The organism is Streptomyces avicenniae, assembly GCF_000719135.1.
Taxonomy (GTDB): Bacteria; Actinomycetota; Actinomycetes; order Streptomycetales; family Streptomycetaceae; genus Streptomyces; species Streptomyces avicenniae.
Window position 1 is genome coordinate 139,295 of sequence record NZ_JOEK01000014.1, and the last position, 22,059, is coordinate 161,353.

Below are 22,059 nucleotides of genomic sequence, written 5' to 3' on the forward strand. Positions count from 1 at the left end.
GCCCCACCGGCCGGGTCCTTGCGGTGCCTGTCAGCCGCCGACCAGTTCCTCGATGGCGCCGACGTAGCCGATCTCGCCGCCCTCGATCTGGTACATGAAGATCGCCTGCTGGGTGAACTCACCCTGCTCGTCGAAGGAGAAGGTCTTGGTCAGACCCTCGTACTCAGCGCCGGCGAGGGCTTCGTGGACCGACTCGCGGCTCACGTCGCCGTTGAGGCCGGCGATCTGCTCGATGATCATGTTGGTGACGTCGTACGACTCGGCGGAGTAGGTGCCCGGCGGGATGCCGAACTCCTCCTCGTAGCGCTCGGCGAACGCCTGGGTGCTCTCCTCCTGGGTGGCGTCGGTGCACGGGCAGGTCAGGTACCAGCCCTCCACCGCGTCGCTCGCCAGGTTGATCAGCTCGTCGTCGTTGGAGCCGTCGCCCGAGACGCCGATGCCCTCGAAACCGGCCTCGCTCAGCCGCGTGGCGAACGGGGCGAGTGCCTCGTAGTAACCCGCGTAGATCAAGGCCTCGGCACCGGACTCGACGATGTTGCGCGCCGCGTTGCTGTAGTCCACCGTGTCGGCGGGGATGCTCTGGCGCTCCACCGTGACACCGGCCTCGGAGAGCCCGGCCTCGGCGACGTCGGCGAGACCCTCGCCGTACGGGCTGACGTCGTCCACGACGACGACCGACCCCACGCCCTCGGCCGCGAGGAACTCAGCCATCCCGGCGCCCTGGGCGCTGTCGTTCGGGACGGCCCGCAGGAAGGTCGGGAAGCCCTGTTCGGTCAGGGTCGGGTTGGTGGCCGAGGTGGAGACCGCGGCGAGACCCGCCTCGCCGTAGAGGGGCGCGGAGATGTTGGCCGGGCCGGAGAAGGCGGGGCCGACGACGGCCATGACGTCCTGGTCGTCGATCGCGCTCTGCGCGGCGGTGGTCGCCTGGGTCTCGGAACCCTGGTCGTCGGCGGGGACGTACTCGATCTCGAAGTCGTAGTCGCCCGAGTCGTTCGCCTCGTTGATGGCGAGCTGAATACCGTTCTGCATATTCTCGCCGAGACCGACGTTCTGTCCGGACAAGGGGCCTTGGTAGGCGATCTTGTACGTCGTCCCGCCCCCACCCTCGTCGCCACCGCATCCGGTGAGTACGAGCGCGCCGGCCGCGACGGGTATCGCCAGCCTCACGATGGTTTTGCTGAGCACTTCAAAAACCCCCTGGAGCGAGCCAGACGTGTCGTCACCGCACAGCTCCCATGCGCGCAGGCACACCGGTGCGGCGTGCAGCGGAATCTATTGCCCTTCACGCGGCGCGAACACTCCGAAGGGACAGATGTGATCGCCTCGTGACCTCTGCCACATGCCGGAAACAGAACATGACTGACCGGTCAACGGACGTTCCGGCCAAGATCGACTCATCCCGGACCAGCGACTGTACGCAAACGGAGGAGCGCGCCCGGGTCGCGGGACCCGGGCGCGCTTCGGCGGGAAGAAGGGTGATCTGTTGCGGAATTCCGTGACATCAGCGGCCAGGGGATGGCATCTCCGGATGAACTGCCCCACGACATCGGAGGACGGCTGTGGCGTCCGGCGGCACGTCCGGCCGGAATCCGTGACGGAGAGCGACCGGATCGCGGGGGTGGGCGGCGTCCGCCCGGCCTGCCCTCCCCCGGCCTCCCGGCCGCCCCGCGGTCACTTCTGCTGCTGCTTCTGGCGCTTCTCCTCGGCGTCCTGGATGACGGCCTCGGCGACCTGACGCATCGACAGGCGGCGGTCCATGGAGGTCTTCTGGATCCAGCGGAACGCCGCCGGTTCGCTGAGCCCGTACTGCGTCTGGAGGACGCTCTTGGCGCGGTCCACCAGCTTGCGGGTCTCCAGGCGCTGGGAGAGGTCGGCGACCTCTTCGGTGAGCGACTTCAGCTCGGTGAAGCGGGAGACGGCGATCTCGATGGCCGGGACGACGTCGCTCTTGCTGAACGGCTTGACGAGGTAGGCCATCGCCCCGGCGTCGCGGGCGCGCTCCACCAGGTCGCGCTGGGAGAAGGCGGTGAGCATGAGGACGGGCGCGATGCCCTCGCCCGCGATCTTCTCGGCGGCGGAGATGCCGTCCATGACCGGCATCTTCACGTCGAGGATGACGAGGTCGGGGGTCAGCTCTCGCGCCAGCTCCACGGCGCGCTCGCCGTCCCCCGCCTCGCCGACGACGGTGTAGCCCTCCTCCTCCAGCATCTCCTTCAGGTCGAGGCGGATGAGGGCCTCGTCCTCGGCGATGACGACACGGGTGGTGAGCGGCGGGACGTGCGCGGAGTCGGCCTGCGCGGCCGGGGTGCCCTCTTCCGCGGGGGCGGCGGCATCGGGGGCGGTGGTGGGCTCGTCGGGGGCGTCGGGGGTGCTCACGTTGCTCCTCGTTTCCTGCCAGATGGGGCACCCACGAGAGTACCCACTCGCCGCTGTTCGGGCTGAGCCGGTAGACTCCGGGGGCCACTTGTCCGGCCGGGTTGGTGGAATGGCATACACGGAGGTCTCAAACACCTCTGCCCGAAAGGGCTTGCGGGTTCGAATCCCGCACCCGGCACTGTGGACGGCCCCCCACCCCACTCGTACGGGTGAACATCCAGGCGAATCCCGTCACTCTCCGTGTTCATTGGCTACGTTGAGTGCATGACTACGGGAAAGCTTCACCCACCGGAGTGGTTCGCTCGGATCCACCGTCCCTCTCGGCCCCTCCGGTCGGCGGCCGATATGCCGCGCGTGCGTCGGCCCTGCCGACGTCCTCACGACCGGCCTCGCTCCTGCGGTGGCGGCGGCGTCTTTGCAGCCGCCAAGGAATGGGGAGTGCGCGCGGCAGGAGGACACCGCTGCGCCGTCCACGGATACGGGAGCCGGACGGCGCGCTCGCCGGGGCCACCGCCAGTCCCGATCGGCGGAAGTCGGGTCAAGGCGCGGAGCCCTGACGGGCTGCCAGGCCGACCGGCGGGCGAGGCGGACGGCCGTCCCCCGTCGCCGTCCGGGGCGTCATGGCCGGGAAGCGGCACGCACCGGGCCCGGGATCACACGTCCATCGGGCCGCAGGGCCCCGTGGACGGGGCGGACCTGACGGTCCTGACCGATCTGTCGAAGTACCCCCACCGGACAAGGATGTTGGCGAGGTCGAGGACACACGCCGACGTCCGGGCGCCCTCGACCGCCCCGGCGGAGCGCATGCCGGGAACGCGGGGTGCACCGGTCCTGCGGTCGCCGAGGGGCGGCCTCCCGCCGCCGGAGCCCGGGTGGTGCTGCGGCGTTTCCCGGGGAGCACGATATGGGCGTGACGACATTGTTCCTGATGGTCGGCCTGCCCGGGGCCGGGAAGACGACGAGGGCCCGAGAGCTGGCCGCCGAGCACGGCGCGCTGCGGCTGACACCGGACGAGTGGATGATCCCCCTGTTCGGCGAGCCGGAGGCGGACGGGAAGCGCGATGTGCTGGAAGGACGGTTGCTCTGGCTCGCCCTGGAGGTGCTGCGCCTGGGAACCAGAGTGGTCCTGGACTACGGGTGCTGGTCCCGCGACGAGAGGTCCGCGATCCGCTGGCTGGCGGCGTCCACGGGTGCGTCCGCCCGGCTCGTGTACGTGCCGGTGGACCTGGACACCCAGCGGGCGAGAATCGCCCACCGTCGGTCCACCGCTCCGGAGGGGACCTTCCCGATGAGCGAGGCGGACCTCGTGCGCTGGCGGGCGCTGTTCCAGGAGCCCGACGCCGCCGAACTCGACGGCCAGGAGGTGGACAGCCCGCCGCCTGGGTGGCCCGGCTGGCCGGAGTGGGCCGCCGATCGGTGGCCGTCGTTCCGGTGACCGGTCGTCCCTGGCCGCACGAGCCCCGGCGGGGTCGGGCGTCGGAGATGTCGGCGGGGCGGGGGCGGGCCCTTCGGCGACACGCCAGGGCCGACGGACGGATCGGCGCCGCGCTGGCGGCGGCCGTGGCGGGAAGGGCGCTCCCCCGGTCGTCCGGTGGCGACTGTGGAGGGCGCGGGGAGACCCGCGCCGCGCCCCGGTATGACGAGGGGCGCCGACCGGTCGCGCATGGCGGCCGGGGCGCCCCAGGTACGCGCGCGGGGCCGTCAGCGCGGCGAGTCGTCCTCGCCGACGTGGTGGACGCGCACGAGGTTGGTGGTCCCGGGGGTGGAGGGAGGCGATCCGGCGGTCATGACGACGATCTCGCCCTGGCGGCAGCGGCCGAGGCGGAGCAGTTGCTCGTCCATCTGCGTCACCATCTCGTCGGTGGTCCGCACCGTCGGGACGAGATAGGTCTCGACGCCCCAGGTCAGCGTGAGCTGCGCGTGGGTGGCCGGGTCAGGTGTGAAGGCGACCACGGGGATCGGGGAGCGGTAGCGGGAGAGCCTGCGCGCGGTGTCGCCGCTCTGGGTGAAGGCGACCAGGAGTGCCGCGTCGAGGAAGTCGCCGATCTCGGCCGCCGCCCGCGCGACGGCGCCGCCCTGGGTACGCGGCTTGTTCTCCTCGGTCAGCGGCGCGAGGCCGCGCGCGAGCATGACCTCCTCGGCCGCCGTGACGATCCTGGCCATGGTGGCGACCGTCTCGATCGGGTGGCGTCCGACACTGGTCTCGCCGGAGAGCATGACCGCGTCGGTGCCGTCCATGACGGCGTTGGCCACGTCAGAGGCCTCGGCGCGGGTGGGCCGGGAGTTCTCGATCATCGACTCCAGCATCTGCGTGGCGACGATGACGGGCTTCGCGTTGCGGCGGGCGAGGGCGACGGCACGCTTCTGCACCAGCGGGACGGCTTCGAGCGGAACCTCGACGCCGAGGTCGCCGCGGGCGACCATGATGCCGTCGAAGGCGCCGACGATGTCCGCGAGGTTCTCGTCCGCCTGGGGCTTCTCGATCTTCGCGATGACAGGGAGGAAGCGCCCTTCCTCGGCCATGACCCGGTGCACGTCCTTGATGTCGTCGCCGCTGCGGACGAACGACAGGGCGATGATGTCCACGCCGACGCGCAGTGCCCAGCGCAGGTCGTCGATGTCCTTGGGGGACATCGCGGGCACGGACACGGCGACGCCCGGGAGGTTGAGCCCCTTGTGGTCGGAGACGAGGCCGCCCTCGACCACGGTGGTACGGACGTCGGCGCCCTCGACCGCGGTCACCTGAAGGGCGACCCGGCCGTCGTCCACGAGAATCCGCTCGCCCGGCGAGACGTCGCCGGTGAGACCGGCGTAGGTGGTGCCGCAGCGGGTGTGGTCACCGGGGACGTCGTCCGTCGTGATGGTGAATTCGTCGCCCGATTCGAGAAGCACGGGGCCTTCACGGAAGCTGCCGAGCCGGATCTTCGGGCCCTGGAGATCCGCCAGAATTCCGACACTGCGGTCCTTTTCCGCGGCGGCCCGGCGTACCCGCTGGTAACGCAGCTCGTGCTCGCGGTGGGCACCATGGCTCAGGTTCAGCCTGGCCACGTCCATACCAGCCTCGACCAGCGCGGCGATGCGCTCGTACGAGTCGGTGGCCGGCCCCAGTGTGCAGACGATTTTTGCTCGGCGCATACGGCCAACTGTAGGAGTTACCAGCCAGTAGGGAGCTATCCGGAAGTGACCACTAGGCGGCTTCCTTTTAACGAGAGGCCGACAAATTCGCTAAATGAGCGGACCCTCGCTCTTTTGAGCTTTATCGGCGAGGCCGGGAAAGCCGGTGTTCCGGTATTGGCGAGGGAGAGCCTGCCCTTCGGGCGGAACGGCAAACTCCGCCTCACGCCGCCGTCCGCCGCCCGCGTGCGCCCCGCGCAGCCCGAATGCGGTGAAAGCGGTCCTGACCGGCAGCGGATAGCGCGCGCCGCCGGTCAGTGTGTTGAGGATCACGGCCGCCCGGTGGGCGACCAGTCCGAGATCGGGGGTGCCGACACCGTGCGTGTGGCGCTCGGCGCCGAGCACGTGCACGCTGCCGGAGACGTCGGGGGCGAGCGTCAGCCGGTACCGGTCGTCCACCAGCAGGCGCCCCGCGGTGTCGCGCGGCGCGGCGTCCGCGAGGGCGCCGAGCAGCGGGTCGAGCGGCCGTTCCCGATAGCCGGTGGCCAGGACGAGGGCGTCCGTGGCGAGGCGGGACTCCTGGTCCTGTTCGCAGTGGTGGAGGTCGAGGTGCAGTCGGCCGCCGGTCCACCGGCCGCCGGAGACGCTGACGCCGGGGAGGAGGACGGCGTCGGGCCAGCCACCGCCCACCGTGCGCCGGTACAGCTCGTCGTGGATGGCGGCCAGGGTGTCGTGGTCGATGGCCTTGTGCAGCTGCCACTGCTCGGTCACCAGTCGGTCGCGCACCGGTTCCGGCAGCCCGTGGAAGTAGCGGGTGTAGTCGGGCGTGAAGTGTTCGAGGCCCAGCTTGCTGTACTCCATGGGCGCGAAGGCCCGGCTGCGGCTGAGCCAGTGCAGGCCGTCGAGGCCCTCGGGCCTGCGGCGGAGGAGGTCGAGGAAGACCTCGGCGCCGGACTGGCCGGAGCCGACGACCGTGACGTGGCCTGCCGCGAGGAGCGCGTCGCGTCGGCCCAGGTAGTCGGCGGAGTGGAGCACGGGGCCGGGGCCCTGGGTGGTGAGGTGGCGCAGCGGTCCGGGGATGTGGGGCGCGGTGCCGATGCCGATGGCCAGGTGCCGGGCGTGGGTGACGTGGTGGGTCTCCCCGGTGTCCGTGAGGCGGGTGACGGCCAGTTCGAAGACGGCGTGGCCGCTGTCCCAGCGGACGCCGTCGATCCGGTGGCCGAAGTGGAGCCCTGGCACGCCGTCCGCGACCCAGCGGCAGTAGGCGTCGTACTCCGCGCGCGGGCTGTGGAAGCGCTCGGAGAAGTAGAAGGGGTAGAGGCGCTCGGTGTGCCGCAGGTAGTTGAGGAAGCTCCAGCGGCTGGTGGGGTCGGCCAGCGTGACGAGGTCGGCGAGGAAGGGGACCTGGAGGGTGGCGTCCTCGATGAGGAGGCCGGGGTGCCAGCGGAAGGCGGGTTCGCGTTCGAACCAGGCGGCGCGCAGTCCGGTCGGCTGGGCGAGGGCGGCCAGGGAGAGGTTGGCCGGGCCGATGCCGATTCCGGCCAGGTCGAGGGGGCGGGTCGGGTCGGTGGGGGTCATGGGGAGCCGGGTCCTTGGGCGCTGTCCGCCTGCGGGCGCGGGCGGGCGGAGGGTGGGGAGGCGCTGGGGGTGCTGGCGGGGTGTGAGGTGCGGTGGGTGTGGCGGTCGAGCACGAGTTTGAGCAGCGCGGCGAGGTCACCGCCCTGGACATGCGGGTTGAGCAGGGTCGCCTTGAGCCACAGGACAGGGCGTCCGTCGGCGTCGGGTGCCTGGGCCCTGCCGAGGACGGCGCGGCCGTCCGTGAGGAGGTCGCGGCGGAGGTCGGCCACCTGTCCGTCGGTCGCGCCCGCGGGGCGGAAGAGGACGGTGCTGATCGTCGGCTCGGCCTGGAGCGTGAGGGCGGGGTGGGCGTCGATCAGCGCGGCGAGGTCACGGGCGGCGGCGCAGACGGCGTCGATGAGGCGGGCGAGTCCGGCGCGGCCGAGGGCGCGGAAGGTGACGGCCGTCTTGAGGACGTCGGGGCGGCGGGTCGTGCGGAGGGAGCGGCCGAGGAGGTCGGGCAGTCCCGCGGCGGTGTCGTCGTCCGCGTTGAGGTAGTCGGCGCGGTGGCCGAGGGGGGCGAGCGCGGCGGTGTCGGGGACGGTGAGCAGCCCGGCGGCGACGGGTTGCCAGCCGAGTTTGTGCAGGTCGAGGGTGACGCTGTCGGCGCGTTCGATCCCGGCGACGCGTGGGGCGTGCAGAGGGCTGAGCAGGAGGGGGCCGCCGTACGCGGCGTCGATGTGGAGGAGGGTGGGGCGGCGGTCGCGGTGCGCGGCGACGGTGTCGGCGAGTGCGGGCAGCGGATCGATCACGCCGGAGTCGGTGGTGCCCGCCGTGCCGACGACGAGCGCGGGGGTGGGCGGGCCGGGGTCGCAGCGCAGGGTGTCGAGGCGGTCGAGCGCCTGGTGCACGGTGACGGGATCGAGGACGCCGCGCGGCGTCGGGAGCACGTGGGGGGCGGGCAGGCCGAGGATCCAGGTGGCGCGGTGGACGCTGTGGTGGGCGTTCGCCCCGCACAGGACGGTCAGGGGCGGGAGGTGGGGGAAGCGTTCGCGGGCGAGCAGGACGGCCAGGAGGTTGGACTCCGTGCCTCCGGTCGTGATCAGGGCGTCGGGGGCGCGGCCGGAGGGGTGGACCAGGCGGGCGAGTTCGGCGGTGACCTGGGTTTCGAGGGCGGAGGCGGCCGGGGCCTGGTCCCAGGAGTCGAGTGAGGGGTTGAGGGCGGAGGCGGCCAGGTCGGCGGCGGTGGCGACGGCGAGTGGCGGGCAGTGGAGGTGGGCCGCGCAGTGGGGGTCCGCCGGGTCGGCGGCGCCTTCGGTGAGGGCGAGGACGAGGGTGCGCAGTGCCTCGTCGGTGCCGAGCCCGTGCTCGGGCAGGGCGGGCCCGCAGCGTTCCGCGAGGCGTCGGGAGACGGCGCCAGGCCCGCCCTCCGGGAGGGGGCCGCAGCGGGTGGCGGCGCCGTCGGCGAGGGCGGTGAGCACCGTGTCCACCAACGGCCGCAGGGCGCGGGACCCGGCGGTGCCGCCCGCGAGCGCGGCGGGGTCGGGCGGGGCGGGCGCGGACATGGCGGGTCACTCTCCGGGATCTGGGCGGTCGGGGACGGTGCGCGGTGCGGGCCGTGCCTGGGCCGAACGGCTGACGGCGCGCACAACGTATGCCGCGCGGGCGGGAGAGGGGCGCCCGTTGCGCGGCCGTTCCCCCGAAGGAGGGAAGCGCGAACAGATGTCTGAGGAACGGCGGGAGACACGGCGGTGAGCCGTGGGACGGGTGGGACCGGCGGGTCCGAAGGGGAAGGCGGTGGCGGGGCGTCAGGGGCGCGCGGCGGCGGTCGTCTCCGCGTACGCCTCACGGGCGGCCATCAGCTCTTCCCAGTGCTTCTCGGTCCAGGCGCAGACGACGGCGAGCGGTTCGAGGAGCCCGCGCCCCAGCGGCGTCAGGGCGTACTCGACGTGGGGCGTGGGCCCGGGGCGCTCGGTCCTGGTGATCAGCCCGTCGCGCTGGAGCGCGCGCAGCGTGTGCGTGAGGACCTTCGCCGTGGTGCGGTGCAGCGGCACCCGCAGTTCGGAGAAGCGGCGCGGGCCGTCCGCGAGGCAGACGAGGACGAGCGGTGCCCACTTGTCCGTGAACCGCAGAGGCAGCAGAACGGACGGGCACAGTTCCTCGAACATGTCGCGCCGCAGCGGTTCGCTCATGCGCTCCACGGTAGCCCGTACGCCGGTATCCCCTGGGGTACCGGGGGTGGGGCTACGGTCCGGCGGCAGGAACGACTGTCGGAGGTAACGGATGAGCGGGTTCGTGGTGTGGGGCGCCGGGGGCAGGGCCGGGCGGCGCGCGGTGGCGGAGGCGCGTGCCAGGGGGCACGAGGTGACGGCGGTGGTACGGGACCCGGCGGCGCACGCCGACGCGTTCGCCGACGACGCGCCGGGTGACGGCGGCGGGCGGGCCGGGAGCGTACGGCTCGTCGCGGGCGACGCCACCGACGCCGCCCGCGTGGCCGAACTGACGGCCGGGGCCGACGTGGTGATCAGCGCGGCGGCGGTGTACGGCCCGGGGACGGACCCGGACGCGTTCTTCACCGCGTCGTCCCGGGCGCTGCTCGCGGGCGTACGGGCGGGCGGCGTACGGCGGCTGCTGGTCGTCGGCCTCGCGTCGCTGCTGCCCGGCCCGGAGGGCAGGCCGCTGCTGGAGACCATGGGACTGCCGCAGGAGTTCATGCCGTTCGTGCTGGCGCACCGGAAGGGCCTGGACGTCCTGCGGCAGGAGGGCGCCGACGTGGACTGGCTGTACGCCAGCCCCGCCGGGGACTTCGACCACGACGGCGTGCGCACCGGCCGGTACGGGATCGCCGCGCACGGCGATCCCGCGGACCGGATCTCCTACCAGGACTTCGCCGTCGCCCTGCTGGACGAGGCGGAGAGGCCGCGGCACCGGCACACCCACCTGGCCGTCACCGGCTGAGGCTCCGCAGCGCCCGCCGCTCGTCGTCCACCTGGTCGGCGAGCCAGCGCCGCAGGGCCGGGTGCAGGTCGTCCCCGGCGAGGCAGCGCTCGGCCAGCGCGACCGTCCCCTCGTCCGTGAAGCCGCGCGGGTACCCGGAGCGGGCGACGGTGGTGGCCAGCGAGTGGCCGCGCCGCCCGGCGACGGCGACGGCAGCCGGGAAGTACCGCTCGACGTACGGGGCGAGCAGGTCGCGCTGCTCCGGCTGCCAGAAGCCCTCGGTGGTCGCGGCGAACAGGTAGTTCGACAGCCGGTCGGCCGGGTCGAACAGGTCGTCCCAGGCGGCGGCCTTGGCCTCCGCGTCGGGCAGGGAGGCGCGGCAGCGCGCCGCGCCCTCCTGCCCCGAGGCGCCGGGGTCACGCGCGACCTCGGCGTCGATCTCGGCGGCGTCGGTGGCCCCGAGTACGGCGAGCCGCTGGAGCAGGATCCAGCGCAGTTCCGGGTCGAGCGCGGGCCCGCCAGGCACGGTCCCCGCGTCCCACCAGCGGCGGATCGTGCCGGGCTCGGTGGCGGCCGTGACGGCGGCGCGGACCGCGACGAGGCGGCGGGCCGGGTCGGAGCCGTCGGCGGTGCGCTCCAGGATGTCGTCGGTGACGGCCGTCAGGACGGCGAGGGCCTGCGGGCGGTCGGCGAGCGGCACGTACCGGTCGGCGAGCTGCGTGCGGGCGAACCGCAGCACGCTCGACAGGACGGCGCTGGACGGCTCGCCTGGCAGGTTGCCGCGCGCGGCGGCGAGGAAGGCGAACGGTGACAGCAGGCCGTCGCGGACCATCTCGCGCGCCGCGTTCCACACGACGGCGCGCGTCAGCGGGTCGCCGAGGGTGGACAGGACGCGCTGCGCGGTGTCCCACGACTCGGGGTCGAGGCGGACCTTGGCGTAGGTGAGGTCGCCCTCGTTGAGGACGACGAGGTCGGGCCGCGGCCCGGTGAAGGTGTGCCGCGTCGTGCCGTCCTCGGCGGTCAGCTCGATGTCGGTGACCGCGCGCGCGACACTGGCCTGCGGGTTGGCGGGCTCGGTGTCGTAGAGGCCGACGCGCAGGCGGTGCGGGCGCCCGCCGGTGTGCGTGACGTCGAGGTGCCAGGCCACCGGTTCGACGGTGACGGCCGGGTCGAGCGTGTCGGGGCCGCTGGTGCGCAGCCACGCGTCGGCCCAGTCGGCGACGGGGCGGCCCGAGGCGCGCGCCATCGCGTCGATGAAGTCGGCGAGCGTCGCGTTGCCGAAGCGGTTGCGGGTGATGTGGTCGTTGATGCCCGCGAGGAAGCGGTCCTCGCCGAGCCAGGTGACGAGCTGCCGCAGCGCCGAGGCGCCCTTGGCGTACGAGATGCCGTCGAAGTTGTTCCAGGCGGACGCGGTGTCGGGCACGTCCTCGGCGCGCGGGGCGACGGGGTGGGTGGAGGGCCGCTGGTCCACCTCGTAGCCCCAGGGCTTGCGCACGGTGGCGAACTCGGCCCACGGCCGGTACGCCGTGGCCTCGGACAGGACCTGGTAGCCCATGTACTCGGCGAAGGACTCGTTCAGCCACACGTCGTCCCACCAGCGCAGCGTCACGAGGTCGCCGAACCACATGTGCGCCATCTCGTGCGCGATGACGACGCCGCGCACCTCGCGCTCCGTGTCGGTGACGGCGGAGCGGAAGACGAACTCGTCCCGGAAGGTGACGAGCCCCGGGTTCTCCATCGCCCCGGCGTTGAACTCGGGCACGAACGCCTGGTCGTAGGAGTCGAACGGGTAGGGCTCGTCGAAGAGTTCGTGGTACCGGTCGAAGCAGCGCCGCGTGATGTCGAGGATCTCGTCGGCCTCCTTGTCGAGGTAAGGGGCCAGCGAGCGGCGCGCGTGGATACCGAAGGGCAGTCCGGCGTGCTCGGTGCGCACGGAGTGGTATGGACCGGCGGCGACGGCCATCAGGTACGTGCTGACGCGCGGCGTGGTGGCGCAGCGCCAGCGGCCCGGCTCGCCCTCGACGGGGGTGGCCACCCCGTTGCCCAGCACCGTCCAGTCGGCGGGCGCGGTGACCGTCACGTCGAGGACGGCCTTGAGGTCGGGCTGGTCGAAGGAGGGGAAGACCTTCGGCCCCTCGGTCATACAACACATGGAGTAGAGGTAGGTGAGCCCGTCGGCGGGGTCGGTGAAGCGGTGCATGCCCTCACCCGTCGTGGAGTAGCGCATGTCCGCGGCGATGCGCAGCTCGTGCTCCCCCTCGGTCAGTCCGGCCAGCGGGTAGCGCCCGTCCGCGAGCGCCGCCGGGTCGAGCGTGCGGCCGTCGAGCGTGATGCCGTGGAGCGTCTCGGGGACCAGTTCGACGAACGTGTCGCCCGCCCGGAGCGCGGTGAAGCGGATGACGGTCTCGGAGGCGAAGGTGTCGGGACCGCGCGTGAAGTCGAGGTCGATCGCGTACCGGTGGACGTCGAGGAGCTGTGCGCGGGCTTCCGCTTCGACGCGGGTCAGTGAAGGCATGGGGATCATGCTGCCGTACGGGTGTCCGGGGGCGCACGTGAGTTGGCCCGTGGCCACCGGCGGGTCGGCAGGGGGCCGGGGGTGCCGCACGGGTCGCACGGATCACAGGGGGCGCGGTACGTGACACGCGGCTCGGGAAGTTCGTGCGGTCGGCTGCATGTGCCGACGGCGGCGGGCGGCGCGACGACCGGAACAGGATTGGTCCAGTCCAAAGCCTTGACGGTCTGTGCCGCCACTCCTTAAATCAAGCCCTGAACGGAACGCGGCGGGCCCGCCGGGATTGTCATAGTCATGCCATAGAGCACCCCCACCGCCACGTATCGGATGTGATGCGTCATGCGATCCTCCTTGCGCCCCCGGCCCTGGGCCGGCGCGCTCGCCATCCTCTCCCTGCTCCTCGGCCTCCTGGCCGTCGGCGCCACCCCCGCCTCGGCCGCCGCCACCGGCCCGATCACCGGCCTGGCAGGCAAGTGCATCGACGTCGCGGGCGCGAGCACGGCCAACGGCGCGGCCGTCCAGCTCTACGACTGCAACGGCACGGGCGCCCAGAACTGGACGGTCGCCGACGACGGCACGATCCGTGCCCTCGGCAAGTGCATCGACGTCACCGGCAACAGCACCGCCAACGGCGCGCAGCTCCAGCTGTGGACGTGTACCGGCGCCGCCAACCAGCGCTGGACCGTCAGCGCGGGCCGCGACATCGTGAACCCGCAGGCCAACAAGTGCGTGGACGCGACCGGCCAGTCCTCCGCGAACGGCACGCGCCTCCAGCTGTGGACCTGCACCGGCACCGCCAACCAGAAGTGGAACGTCCCCACCGGCGGCGGCGACCCGGGCCCGGGCCCCGGCCCCGGCGCGATGGCCGTCGCCCCCTACATCTACAACGGCTGGGGCAACCCGCCGAACCCCCAGACCGTCATGAACGCGACGGGCGTGCGCTGGTTCACCCTCGCCTTCGTCCTCAGCAACGGCTACTGCAACCCCATGTGGGACGGCGGCCGTCCGCTGACCGGCGGCGTGGACCAGCAGACCATCAACACCATCCGCGCGGCGGGCGGCGACGTCGTCCCGTCCTTCGGCGGCTGGAGCGGCAACAAGCTGGAGAGCTCGTGCGGTTCGGCCGGTGAGCTGGCCGCCGCGTACCAGCGCGTCATCAACGCCTACAACCTGCGCGCCATCGACATCGACATCGAGGCCGCCGCGTACGACTCCCCCACCGTCCAGCAGCGGACGGTCGAGGCGCTGCGCACCGTCAAGGCCAACAACCCCGGCCTGCGCGTCTACGTCACCTTCGGCACCGGCCAGAACGGCCCGGACACCAGCCTCATCAACCGCGCCGCCGCCGCGGGCCTCACCGTGGACGCCTGGACGATCATGCCGTTCAACTTCGGCGGCAACGGCCAGAACATGGGCCAGCTCTCCGTGCGCGCCGCCGAGGGCCTGAAGACCTCGCTGCGCAACGCGTACGGCTACACCGACGCGCAGGCGTACAGCCGCATGGGCATCTCGTCCATGAACGGCATCACCGACGTCGGCGAGGTCATCACCGTGGCCGACTTCCAGACGATGCGGGACTACGCCCAGCAGAACCGCCTGGCGCGCCTGACCTTCTGGTCCGTCAACCGCGACCGGCCCTGCACCGGCGGCCCCGCCGACTCGTGCTCGGGCGTCGGGCAGTCCAACTGGCAGTTCACCAGCGTCTTCGCCCAGTACACCGGCTGATCGGGAGGTCCTGGCACCGTGAGAACCCTCCGACGACGGCGCGCCACCCGGCGCACCCCGCTGCGGCTCGGCCTCGCCCTGGCCGCGCTGGTCACCGGCCTGGTGACGACCGCACCGGCCGCCCAGGCCGCGCCACCGTCCGCCGCCGCCCTGCCCTCGGGCTGGGCGACGGTGGTCGGCGCGGGCAGCGGCAAGTGCGTGGACGCCCGCGCCGCCGCGACCGGCAACGGCACGGTCGTGCAGCAGTACACCTGCAACGGCTCGACCGCGCAGCAGTGGCGCCTCACCCCGACCAGCGGCGGCTACTACCAGATCGGCAACCGCAACGCGGCCACGCAGGTCTGGGACGTCACCAACGTCTCCACGGCCGACGGCGGCACCGTCCAGCTGTGGAACTACAGCGGCGGCAACAACCAGCAGTGGCAGCCGGTCGAGCAGGCGAACGGCACGTACCGCTTCGTCAACCGCAACAGCGGCAAGTGCCTGGACGTGCCCGCCGCGTCCACGGCCGACAGCGTGCAGCTCCAGCAGTACGCGTGCAACGGATCGGCGGCACAATCGTTCCACGTGAACCCCGCTGACATCTCCAACCCGCCCGGCACGCCCGACCTGGGCCCCAACGTCCATGTCTTCGACCCGTCGATGGCGGACTCGGCGATCCAGTCCACGGTGAACGGCGTGTTCAACCAGCAGGAGACGGCGCAGTTCGGCAACGGCCGGGCCGCGTTCCTCTTCAAGCCGGGCGAGTACGACGTGGACGTGAACGTCGGCTACTACACGCAGGTCTCGGGCCTCGGCCTCTCGCCCGACGACACGCACATCGCCGGATCGGTGCACACCGAGGCCGACTGGTTCCAGGGCAACGCCACGCACAACTTCTGGCGCGCCGCCGAGAACCTGTCGGTGACGCCCGACTCGGGCACCGAGCGCTGGGCCGTCTCGCAGGCCGCCCCGTACCGCCGTATGCACGTCAACGGCAACCTCCAGCTGGACGACGGTGGTTGGTCGAGCGGCGGCTTCATGGCGGACACGGTCGTCTCGGGGCGCGTCATCTCCGGGTCGCAGCAGCAGTGGCTGTCGCGGAACACGGAGTGGTCGCAGTGGACCGGCTCCAACTGGAACATGGTCTTCGTCGGCGCGCAGAACCCGCCCGCCGGCACGTTCCCGAGCCCGCCGTACACCGTCGTGGACCGCACGCCGGTGAACCGCGAGAAGCCGTTCCTCTACATCGACGACGCGGGCGAGTACCGCGTCTTCGTGCCCGCGCTGCGCTCGAACACCCTGGGCACGAGCTGGCGGGGCACCACGCAGGCGGGCAGCTCGCTCTCGCTGGACGACGACTTCTACATCGTCCGGCCCGGTGAGACGGCCGCCGGGATGAACGCGGCACTGGCCCAGGGCAAGCACCTGCTCGTCACCCCGGGCATCTACCACCTGAACCAGACGCTGCGCGTGACCAACCCGAACACGGTGGTCCTCGGCCTCGGCCTGGCCACCTTCATCCCGGACAACGGCGTGACGGCCATGACGGTCGCCGACGTGGACGGCGTGAAGCTCGCGGGCATCCTCATCGACGCGGGCACGACCAACTCGCAGCTGCTCATGGAGGTCGGCCCGGCCGGGTCGTCCACCGACCACTCGGCCAACCCGACGTCGCTGCACGACGTGTTCTTCCGCATCGGCGGGGCGCACGCCGGAAAGGCGACGACCAGCCTGGTCGTCAACAGCGACGACGTCATCGGCGACCACCTGTGGCTGTGGCGCGGCGACCACGGCTCCGGCATCGGCTGGAACACCAACACGGCCGACACCGGGCTGATCGTGAACGGCGACAGCGTCACGATGTACGGCCTGTTCGTCGAGCACTACCAGAAGACGCAGACGATCTGGAACGGCAACGGCGGGCGGACGTACTTCTACCAGAACGAGATGCCCTACGACCCGCCCAACCAGGCCGCCTGGATGAACGGCTCCACCCGTGGCTACGCCGCCTACCAGGTGGCGAACTCGGTGACGAGCCATGAGGCGTACGGCCTGGGCAGCTACTGCTTCTTCAACGTCAACCGCAACGTCGTGGCGGACCGGGCCTTCCAGGTGCCGAACACGCCGGGTGTGCGGTTCGACAACATGGTCGCCGTCTCGCTCGGCGGCGGCTACGGCACGATCGCCAACATCATCAACAACACGGGCGGCCCGGTGAACCAGGCCAACCAGGTGCGCTATCTGACCGCCTATCCGTAGGCCTCACGGTCTGCGCGGCGGGAGCGAGGCCCCGTCCCCACCCCCCACAGCCCGCCGCCGGTCCCCCGGGCCCGGCGGCGGGCTCTCGCGTGCTCGGGCCCTGTCACACGCGGGCGACGGGGACGGGGGCGGCCGTCAGCTCGGAGGCGTGGTCGGCGAGCCAGGCGTGGACGGCCGCGCGCTCCCCCGGCGTGCCGCCGCACATGCCGCCGTCCGCCGTGACGACCGCCGTGACCTCGCGGGCGAGCACCAGCTCCCGTACGTGCTGCCAGCCGGGGCGGTCGTCCATGGGCGAGGCGGGGTCCATGAGGTCCATCACCGTGTCGGCGACGGCCAGGGACCGTGCGCCCGCGTGCGCCTGGAGGCGGGCGATCAGCCACTCGGGGGCCACCTCGGGCGCGCAGAGGTAGAGGACGGCGGCGGGGTGCAGGCGCAGGTCGGTCGCGGCGTCGGCGATCCGGCGGCGCCGTTCCCTCTCGGTCCTGGGCATCGCGTCCTCCCTCGCTCGGAGCGGGCTCAGGAGGCCATTGTGACGGATCGATCACACAGGGCGAAGCTGTTCGGCACGTCGCCCGCCGGTCGGCCGGGGGGCTGTGTCGGCGTGGCGGGCGGAAGAGGGCGCACGGGCCGGGCGCGTCGTCACGTGCGCGCCTCACGCGGGGAGGTCAGGCCGTACGACCGCTCTCGACGCTGGCCCATACGTCCAGGTCAGGTGTTCGTCTCCCGGGACCGGCTCGGGCAGCCGGGGCGTACCCGCCGTCTCCCGGGACGGAACGAGGGGGTGTCTCGGCGATCGAGATGGTGCGGACGGCGAAGGGGAGGGGGTCACGCCGGCTGCGCGACAGACTCGTGGATGTGCCGATGCATCGCACTGATCGACGAGACATGCGGGGCGAGACGATCTGTGGCGGATGCTGGAGGAGACCAGGTGGCGTCCGGCCGCCCCACTGCGCCACCTCGTCACCGTCGAACCGTCCAACGGGCTGAGCGACGCGCGGCACCACGTCTACTGGTCGCAGAGGCCGAACACGTCGGCCATCCGCAGGACGTCTTCGAGTCCAGCCGTCGTGACTGGGTACCGCTCAAGACGGTTCCCGACCTCATCACCAGAGGCGAGGTGCCAGCGGCCAACACGGCAGCCGCTCTCTTGCCTCTGCACCACCTGCACGCCTGAACATTCGCTGCTGGCCCCCGGTACACCGCTCGCTGGCGCGTCCGACCACACCGGCCGCGACAACGGAACATCCGCCACGACGGGCGCTCCCGCGAGGCGGACTTAGGGTGGATGCCGTCCGGCCCGAAGAGGGCCGAACGGAGCCGAGACCGCCAACTCACCTGAACCAGTGGGAGGGTGCTTCAGCACATCTCTGACCAGCGCAAACGCACTACCAGCGGATCGCTGTACTTTCCGCCTCTCACGAGCCCGGAAGACACCACCTCACCAGCGGCTTTACCCTCGGGTAGTCCTCATCACCCCAAGGTGGGTTCTCAACGGGGAGAGGAGCCGCATGTACGGGGCGCGGGCGTGGTCGAGTCCTCATCACCCCAAGGTGGGTTCTCAACGTCATCCCGGCGTAGCCCTGCCCCACGTGGTCCATCACGTCCTCATCACCCCAAAGTGGGTTCTCAACACCTCGGGGTGCTGCGGGGGTACGACGACGAGTCCTCATCACCCCAAGGTGGGTTCTCAACGCCGAGGCGTGGGACCTGGCCGCGCAGTACTACGGCTGGTCCTCATCACCCCAAGGTGGGTTCTCAACGACGACACTTCACGGCGTGTACGTGACAGCCTTACGGACCGGTCCTCATCACCCAAGGTGGGTTCTCAACCGGTGCTCACGCCGCCGCCCCCGTCCCGGTGCCGGTGGTCCTCATCACCCCAAGGTGGGTTCGCGACCTGCTGCACGCGACGACGGGGAGGATGAGAGCGGCATCGCCAAAAGGCCGCGTATGTCTTCTCGTTCGAGGGCGGGCAGCAACTCGGTGACGGAATCGGCCGTGGATCAGTGCCTCATCAGCCCGGTGGGAAGGCTACGAGCATGGACGCTGCCGACGCACCCACAGCGGTTGGCGGGAACATCGCCACCCAACGGAAGGCGCGGGGATGGGGTCAGCAGAAGCTGGCCGACCGCGCGATGATCTCCAAGTCCCTTCTGACCAAGATCGAGATCGGCGACCGGGCATGCCGCCCTGCGGTCGCCGCGGCGATCGCGGGAGCCCTCGGCATCCCGCTGTCGGTCCTCTACGGCCAGCCGTACGACGAGTCGCCCGCGCCCCAGCTGATCGATGCGCTCCGTTCGGCGGTCCGCCGCCACCGTCACCCGCAGATCGCCGACGTCCGCCCGGAAACGCTCGCCGAGGACATCACCACCGCGTCAGCTCTCCGGGCGTCCACCAACTACGCCGATCTGCTACCGGCGTTGCCGGAGCTGATCGGCCGCGCGGTCGCCCACGCCCACGACACCGGTGAACCCGAGGCGTGGCAGATGCTCGTGGACGCCTACAGCTGCGCATTCACCCTCGCCCACCGCCTCGGCTATCCCGACCTGGCGGACGTCATCGCCGCCCGACAGGAATGGGCGGCCACACAGACCTGGACACCCGTGGCCCAGATGGCCGCCGCCTGGTCCGCCGCAGGCACCTACCAGTCCGCCGGTGACTACCTCGAAGGGCTCGCGGTGACCGACCGCGCGCTGACCACGCTGGGCAGCGTCGGTTCGCAGAGCACGGCCGGACTGGTGGCCGCCGGATCACTCCACCTGCGCGCGGTCACCCTCGCCTCCCGCGCACGCGACGACGCCACCACGCAGCACCACCTGCGCCACGCCCGCCAGCTCGCCGAACGACTCCCTCCCGCAGACCAGTACCGACACAACCTCACCTTCGGGCGGGGCAACCTCGTCCTGCACGAACTCGCCACCCACATCGAGCTGGAACGTCCCCGTAAGGCCGTGGCGATGGCGGACCAACTCGTCGGCACCGATCTCCCCGGGCTGCCCGCCACGCGCATCGGCCATCTCCACATCGACGCGGCACGCGCGCACCTCGCCTCCGGTGACAGGGACGCCGCACTCACCTCCCTGATGCGCGCCAGGGAAGCCGCGCCACAGATGGCCCGCATCCACCCCATGGCGCGGGAAGTGCTGCGCGTACTCGTCTCACTGCACCGCAGGTCGAAGCCGGAGCTGACGCTTCTGGCCAAATGGGCGGGACTCATCGAGACGAAGTGAGGCGACGCTGATGACCTCATCAGGCGAGATCACGCACACTTTCAGAATCCGCCAGTCACGATGGCCTGCCTCCCCACCCGAATCGACGCAATTGCCCAGGCGCACAAGGCATGCCCCTCCGATCCGACCGAGCTTCGCACTCGTTGAGAATGTGTGAGCCGCTGGCTCTCCGACGCCGAAAGGGTGATGCCGTGACGACTCTCGCTGTCACCGGACATATGGACCTGACGAACGGGACGGTTTCCCTTGTCCGTGCTGCGCTGGAGGAGTTGCTGAAGGGGTACGAGCCGGGCGCGCTTGTCGGTGTCTCCTGCATCGCTGCGGGTACGGACAGCCTGTTCGCTGAGGCGGTGTTGGAGCGGGGTGGTCGGCTGGTGGTGGTCACTCCGGCTCGGGATTACCGGGCTCGGAAGGTGAAGCTCCAGCACGCGGAGCTGTACGACCGGCTGGTCGAGGCAGCGTCCGAGGTGGTCGTCATGCCGTTCGACACGGCGAGCCGGGAGGCGTACGAGGCGGCCGGGAAGGAACTGCTACGCCGGGCGGACCGGTTCGTGGCAGTCTGGGACGGCGTGCCCATGCAACCCGGCGGCCACGGCGGCACAGCCGCCACGGTGACCGAGGCCCGCGACGCGGGACTTGAGGTGGACGTCATCTGGCCCGAGGGCGCCGAACGAGGCTGAGACGGCCAACTCGCCTGACACAATGGGCCGGTGCTCCAGCACACGTCTGACCAGCACAGATGCACTACCGGCGGATCGCTGCACTTTCCGCCTCTCACGAGCCCGCTAGGCACCGCCTCACCAGCGGCTTTACCCTCGGGTCCTCATCACCCCACGGTGGGTTCGCAACGTGAGGACGTCATGGAGGCCGGGGAGGTCCCGGCCCTGCCGGTCCTCATCACCCCACGGTGGGTTCGCAACGTCCACAGCGGCCAGAGCATCACATACCGGCCGCGCGTCCTCATCACCCCACGGTGGGTTCGCAACGTCTGGGATGGGGATGGGTGGGCCGTCGGCTGCCGTCCTCATCACCCCACGGTGGGTTCGCAACAGACCGAGCACACCAGCCGGGACGGCGCGGTCCGGGTCCTCATCACCCCACGGTGGGTTCGCAACGGCCGCAGGGCGGATGCGTCGGCGTGGAGCAGCCCGGTCCTCATCACCCCAAGGTGGGTTCGCAATATCAGTCGTGCGAGGCCGAGGCTTCTCCCACCTCTCCATCCTCATCAGCCCGAGGCGGGTTGATGGCAGTGCTGGGCGGCGGACGGTGGGGTAGGGCGGTCGGCGCCTCGGATCGCGGCGCGCCGGGCGGCTTCTCCTCGCGCGTCGCGTCGGAGGCATCGCCGTGGACACCTCGTCCACAGGAATGTGTGACAGGCAGGGCACTCCTTGCGATACATCGCTGGTCACGGCGTCGCGCCCGGCACAGACTTCCCCAGCCGATCGGGCTGCGTCCGTGGACGCGGCCCGACTTTTGAAGTACCTTCCAGCTATGACCGTCACCCATGCCGAGGCGAACTTCTCCGAGCTGATCCAGCGGCCGAAGGACACCGTCGCCCGCATGCAGGGCAGTACGCGCAAGGGCATCCGGCTGCATCGGCGTGGCGAGGAGGACCTCTACCTCACCACCGCCAGCAAGGCCGACGAGGCCGCCCAGGTGCTCGACTCCACCACCCGCATGTTCGTCGCCCTGCTGAAGAGCAGTCCCGCCGCCGTCACGATACTGACCGACGTGTTCCCCGAGGCGTTCCCGTGGGTGCGCTTCCTGCCCGAGGAAGCGGTGCGCACGTTCCTCGTGGAGTTCATGGACACCGCCCGCGCCGCCTCCGACCTCGGCTCGATCGCCCCTCTCGTCCCACTGATCGCGTCCTGGAAGTCCACCGCAGAGGTCTACGCTGACCCTGAACTGGCCGCGCAGCTCCGTCGATCGACCGACGACGACCTGGGGCCGGTGGACATGGCGGGTTGATCTCGGAGGGTTGGGGCCTGTGCCACCGAGCAGGGGGGACTCCGTCGCACCACCGCCCACGGGCGGCGAATGCGACATCCGGTACGCGTCGAAGGATGCGGTGGCCGGATGGCGGGAGCTGTGCAACCAGGCCCCGGGGAACGCACGCAGGGCGTGGCAGGAGATGCGCGTCAACCCGGCCCCGCGTCCCCCGACGGAGCGCCATCACCAGCTGAGGTTCGACCTGGCCACCGCGCCGCACGCCGGTGGCCTGCTCCCGCAGTGGCAGATAGAGGTGACCGGCGGCGGGCGCATCTGGTACCTGTGGGACGAGCCCAGGCGCGTCTGCTGGCTGAAACTCGTCGCGGTCGGCCACCCGAAGCGGACCCAGTGACGGTCGGCCCGGCCGGGCGGACCGCG

Annotated in this window: 16 protein-coding genes, 1 tRNA gene, 1 pseudogene and 2 CRISPR repeat arrays; of the genes and pseudogenes, 10 read left to right on the forward strand and 8 right to left on the reverse strand. The window is 71.6% G+C overall.

The genetic code is table 11. The annotated features are described in order from the left end of the window. Positions 1 to 30: 30 nt before the first annotated feature. Together IF27_RS23600 and IF27_RS23605 are read right to left on the reverse strand one after the other, a co-directional pair. A complete protein-coding gene (locus tag IF27_RS23600; protein WP_338058222.1) occupies positions 31 to 1,251 on the reverse strand; it encodes a branched-chain amino acid ABC transporter substrate-binding protein in 1,221 nt (406 codons plus the stop codon). A 420-nt stretch (positions 1,252 to 1,671) separates the two neighbouring features. Continuing rightward, positions 1,672 to 2,376 (reverse strand): ANTAR domain-containing response regulator, encoded by a 705-nt coding sequence (locus IF27_RS23605; protein WP_052851752.1) that lies wholly within the window; start codon positions 2,374 to 2,376, stop codon positions 1,672 to 1,674. A 95-nt stretch (positions 2,377 to 2,471) separates the two neighbouring features. On the opposite strand from IF27_RS23605, the gene IF27_RS23610 reads away from it, so the two are divergent. Further along, positions 2,472 to 2,554: transfer RNA gene (locus tag IF27_RS23610), tRNA-Leu, on the forward strand. Positions 2,555 to 3,286: 732 nt separating this feature from the next. Further along, positions 3,287 to 3,811: a P-loop nucleotide/nucleoside kinase family protein gene (locus tag IF27_RS23615; protein WP_052851866.1), complete on the forward strand. Its 525-nt coding sequence runs from the start codon at positions 3,287 to 3,289 to the stop codon at positions 3,809 to 3,811. A 266-nt stretch (positions 3,812 to 4,077) separates the two neighbouring features. Here the strand turns inward: IF27_RS23615 and pyk are convergent, their stop codons facing one another. The 4 genes from pyk to IF27_RS23635 form a co-directional block, all read right to left on the reverse strand. Next, the gene (gene pyk, locus IF27_RS23620) at positions 4,078 to 5,511 is read right to left on the reverse strand and encodes a pyruvate kinase (protein WP_052851753.1); all 1,434 of its coding nucleotides are present in this window, start codon (positions 5,509 to 5,511) and stop codon (positions 4,078 to 4,080) included. Between the two features lie 90 nt (positions 5,512 to 5,601). After that, entirely contained in the window at positions 5,602 to 7,068 is a 1,467-nt protein-coding gene (locus IF27_RS23625) for a lysine N(6)-hydroxylase/L-ornithine N(5)-oxygenase family protein (RefSeq protein ID WP_110946188.1), read from the reverse strand. After that, positions 7,065 to 8,612, reverse strand: coding sequence for a pyridoxal phosphate-dependent decarboxylase family protein (locus IF27_RS23630; RefSeq protein ID WP_052851754.1), 1,548 nt, complete (start codon positions 8,610 to 8,612; stop codon positions 7,065 to 7,067). Before IF27_RS23630 ends, IF27_RS23625 begins: the two co-directional genes overlap by 4 nt. 243 nt (positions 8,613 to 8,855) lie before the next feature. Continuing rightward, positions 8,856 to 9,239, reverse strand: a complete 384-nt coding sequence (locus IF27_RS23635; protein WP_052851755.1) for a winged helix-turn-helix transcriptional regulator — start codon at positions 9,237 to 9,239, stop codon at positions 8,856 to 8,858. A gap of 91 nt (positions 9,240 to 9,330) precedes the next feature. Between IF27_RS23635 and IF27_RS23640 the strand changes: the two genes are divergently transcribed. Next, positions 9,331 to 10,005, forward strand: coding sequence for an NAD(P)-dependent oxidoreductase (locus IF27_RS23640; RefSeq protein WP_052851756.1), 675 nt, complete (start codon positions 9,331 to 9,333; stop codon positions 10,003 to 10,005). Here the strand turns inward: IF27_RS23640 and pepN are convergent. Continuing rightward, positions 9,995 to 12,499, reverse strand: coding sequence for an aminopeptidase N (gene pepN / locus IF27_RS23645; RefSeq protein ID WP_052851867.1), 2,505 nt, complete (start codon positions 12,497 to 12,499; stop codon positions 9,995 to 9,997). The genes IF27_RS23640 and pepN overlap by 11 nt on opposite strands. Positions 12,500 to 12,835: 336 nt before the next feature. Between pepN and IF27_RS23650 the strand changes: the two genes are divergently transcribed. Then, entirely contained in the window at positions 12,836 to 14,221 is a 1,386-nt protein-coding gene (locus IF27_RS23650; RefSeq protein WP_052851757.1) for a chitinase, read from the forward strand. An 18-nt stretch (positions 14,222 to 14,239) separates the two neighbouring features. After that, positions 14,240 to 16,462: an RICIN domain-containing protein gene (locus IF27_RS23655; RefSeq protein WP_223291186.1), complete on the forward strand. Its 2,223-nt coding sequence runs from the start codon at positions 14,240 to 14,242 to the stop codon at positions 16,460 to 16,462. Positions 16,463 to 16,565: 103 nt separating this feature from the next. Here the strand turns inward: IF27_RS23655 and IF27_RS23660 are convergent, their stop codons facing one another. Next, the gene (locus tag IF27_RS23660; protein WP_052851758.1) at positions 16,566 to 16,952 is read right to left on the reverse strand and encodes a hypothetical protein; all 387 of its coding nucleotides are present in this window, start codon (positions 16,950 to 16,952) and stop codon (positions 16,566 to 16,568) included. 421 nt (positions 16,953 to 17,373) lie between these two features. On the opposite strand from IF27_RS23660, the pseudogene IF27_RS31655 reads away from it, so the two are divergent. The 5 genes and pseudogenes from IF27_RS31655 to IF27_RS23680 form a co-directional block, all read left to right on the forward strand. Then, positions 17,374 to 17,636, forward strand: a pseudogene (locus tag IF27_RS31655) (NUDIX hydrolase); the annotation flags it as partial. Positions 17,637 to 17,925: 289 nt separating this feature from the next. Further along, positions 17,926 to 18,223: a CRISPR direct-repeat array (repeat unit 31 nt; unit sequence GTCCTCATCACCCCAAGGTGGGTTCTCAACG). 278 nt (positions 18,224 to 18,501) lie between these two features. Then, on the forward strand, positions 18,502 to 19,692 hold the full coding sequence (locus IF27_RS23665; RefSeq protein ID WP_110946189.1) for a helix-turn-helix domain-containing protein: 1,191 nt from the start codon (positions 18,502 to 18,504) through the stop codon (positions 19,690 to 19,692). A 191-nt stretch (positions 19,693 to 19,883) separates the two neighbouring features. Further along, complete coding sequence (locus IF27_RS23670; RefSeq protein WP_052851760.1) at positions 19,884 to 20,372, forward strand: hypothetical protein; 489 nt, start codon at positions 19,884 to 19,886, stop codon at positions 20,370 to 20,372. 139 nt (positions 20,373 to 20,511) lie between these two features. Beyond that, positions 20,512 to 20,873: direct repeats of the CRISPR family, unit length 30 nt; unit sequence GTCCTCATCACCCCACGGTGGGTTCGCAAC. 310 nt (positions 20,874 to 21,183) lie between these two features. Beyond that, a complete protein-coding gene (locus IF27_RS23675; protein ID WP_052851761.1) occupies positions 21,184 to 21,660 on the forward strand; it encodes a hypothetical protein in 477 nt (158 codons plus the stop codon). 100 nt (positions 21,661 to 21,760) lie between these two features. Beyond that, entirely contained in the window at positions 21,761 to 22,033 is a 273-nt protein-coding gene (locus IF27_RS23680) for a hypothetical protein (RefSeq protein ID WP_223291187.1), read from the forward strand. The last annotated feature ends 26 nt before the right edge of the window (positions 22,034 to 22,059 follow it).

What these genes read in the sequence shown, in the direction of transcription:
- IF27_RS23660 (WP_052851758.1), bottom strand. Translation starts at nt 16,952, where the DNA reads ATGCCCAGGACCGAGAGGGAACGGCGCCGCCGGATCGCCGACGCCGCG.
- IF27_RS23665 (WP_110946189.1), top strand. Translation starts at nt 18,502, where the DNA reads ATGGACGCTGCCGACGCACCCACAGCGGTTGGCGGGAACATCGCCACC.
- IF27_RS23640 (WP_052851756.1), top strand. Translation starts at nt 9,331, where the DNA reads ATGAGCGGGTTCGTGGTGTGGGGCGCCGGGGGCAGGGCCGGGCGGCGC.
- IF27_RS23650 (WP_052851757.1), top strand. Translation starts at nt 12,836, where the DNA reads ATGCGATCCTCCTTGCGCCCCCGGCCCTGGGCCGGCGCGCTCGCCATC.
- IF27_RS23630 (WP_052851754.1), bottom strand. Translation starts at nt 8,612, where the DNA reads ATGTCCGCGCCCGCCCCGCCCGACCCCGCCGCGCTCGCGGGCGGCACC.
- pyk (WP_052851753.1), bottom strand. Translation starts at nt 5,511, where the DNA reads ATGCGCCGAGCAAAAATCGTCTGCACACTGGGGCCGGCCACCGACTCG.
- IF27_RS23635 (WP_052851755.1), bottom strand. Translation starts at nt 9,239, where the DNA reads ATGAGCGAACCGCTGCGGCGCGACATGTTCGAGGAACTGTGCCCGTCC.
- pepN (WP_052851867.1), bottom strand. Translation starts at nt 12,499, where the DNA reads ATGCCTTCACTGACCCGCGTCGAAGCGGAAGCCCGCGCACAGCTCCTC.
- IF27_RS23675 (WP_052851761.1), top strand. Translation starts at nt 21,184, where the DNA reads ATGACCGTCACCCATGCCGAGGCGAACTTCTCCGAGCTGATCCAGCGG.
- IF27_RS23625 (WP_110946188.1), bottom strand. Translation starts at nt 7,068, where the DNA reads ATGACCCCCACCGACCCGACCCGCCCCCTCGACCTGGCCGGAATCGGC.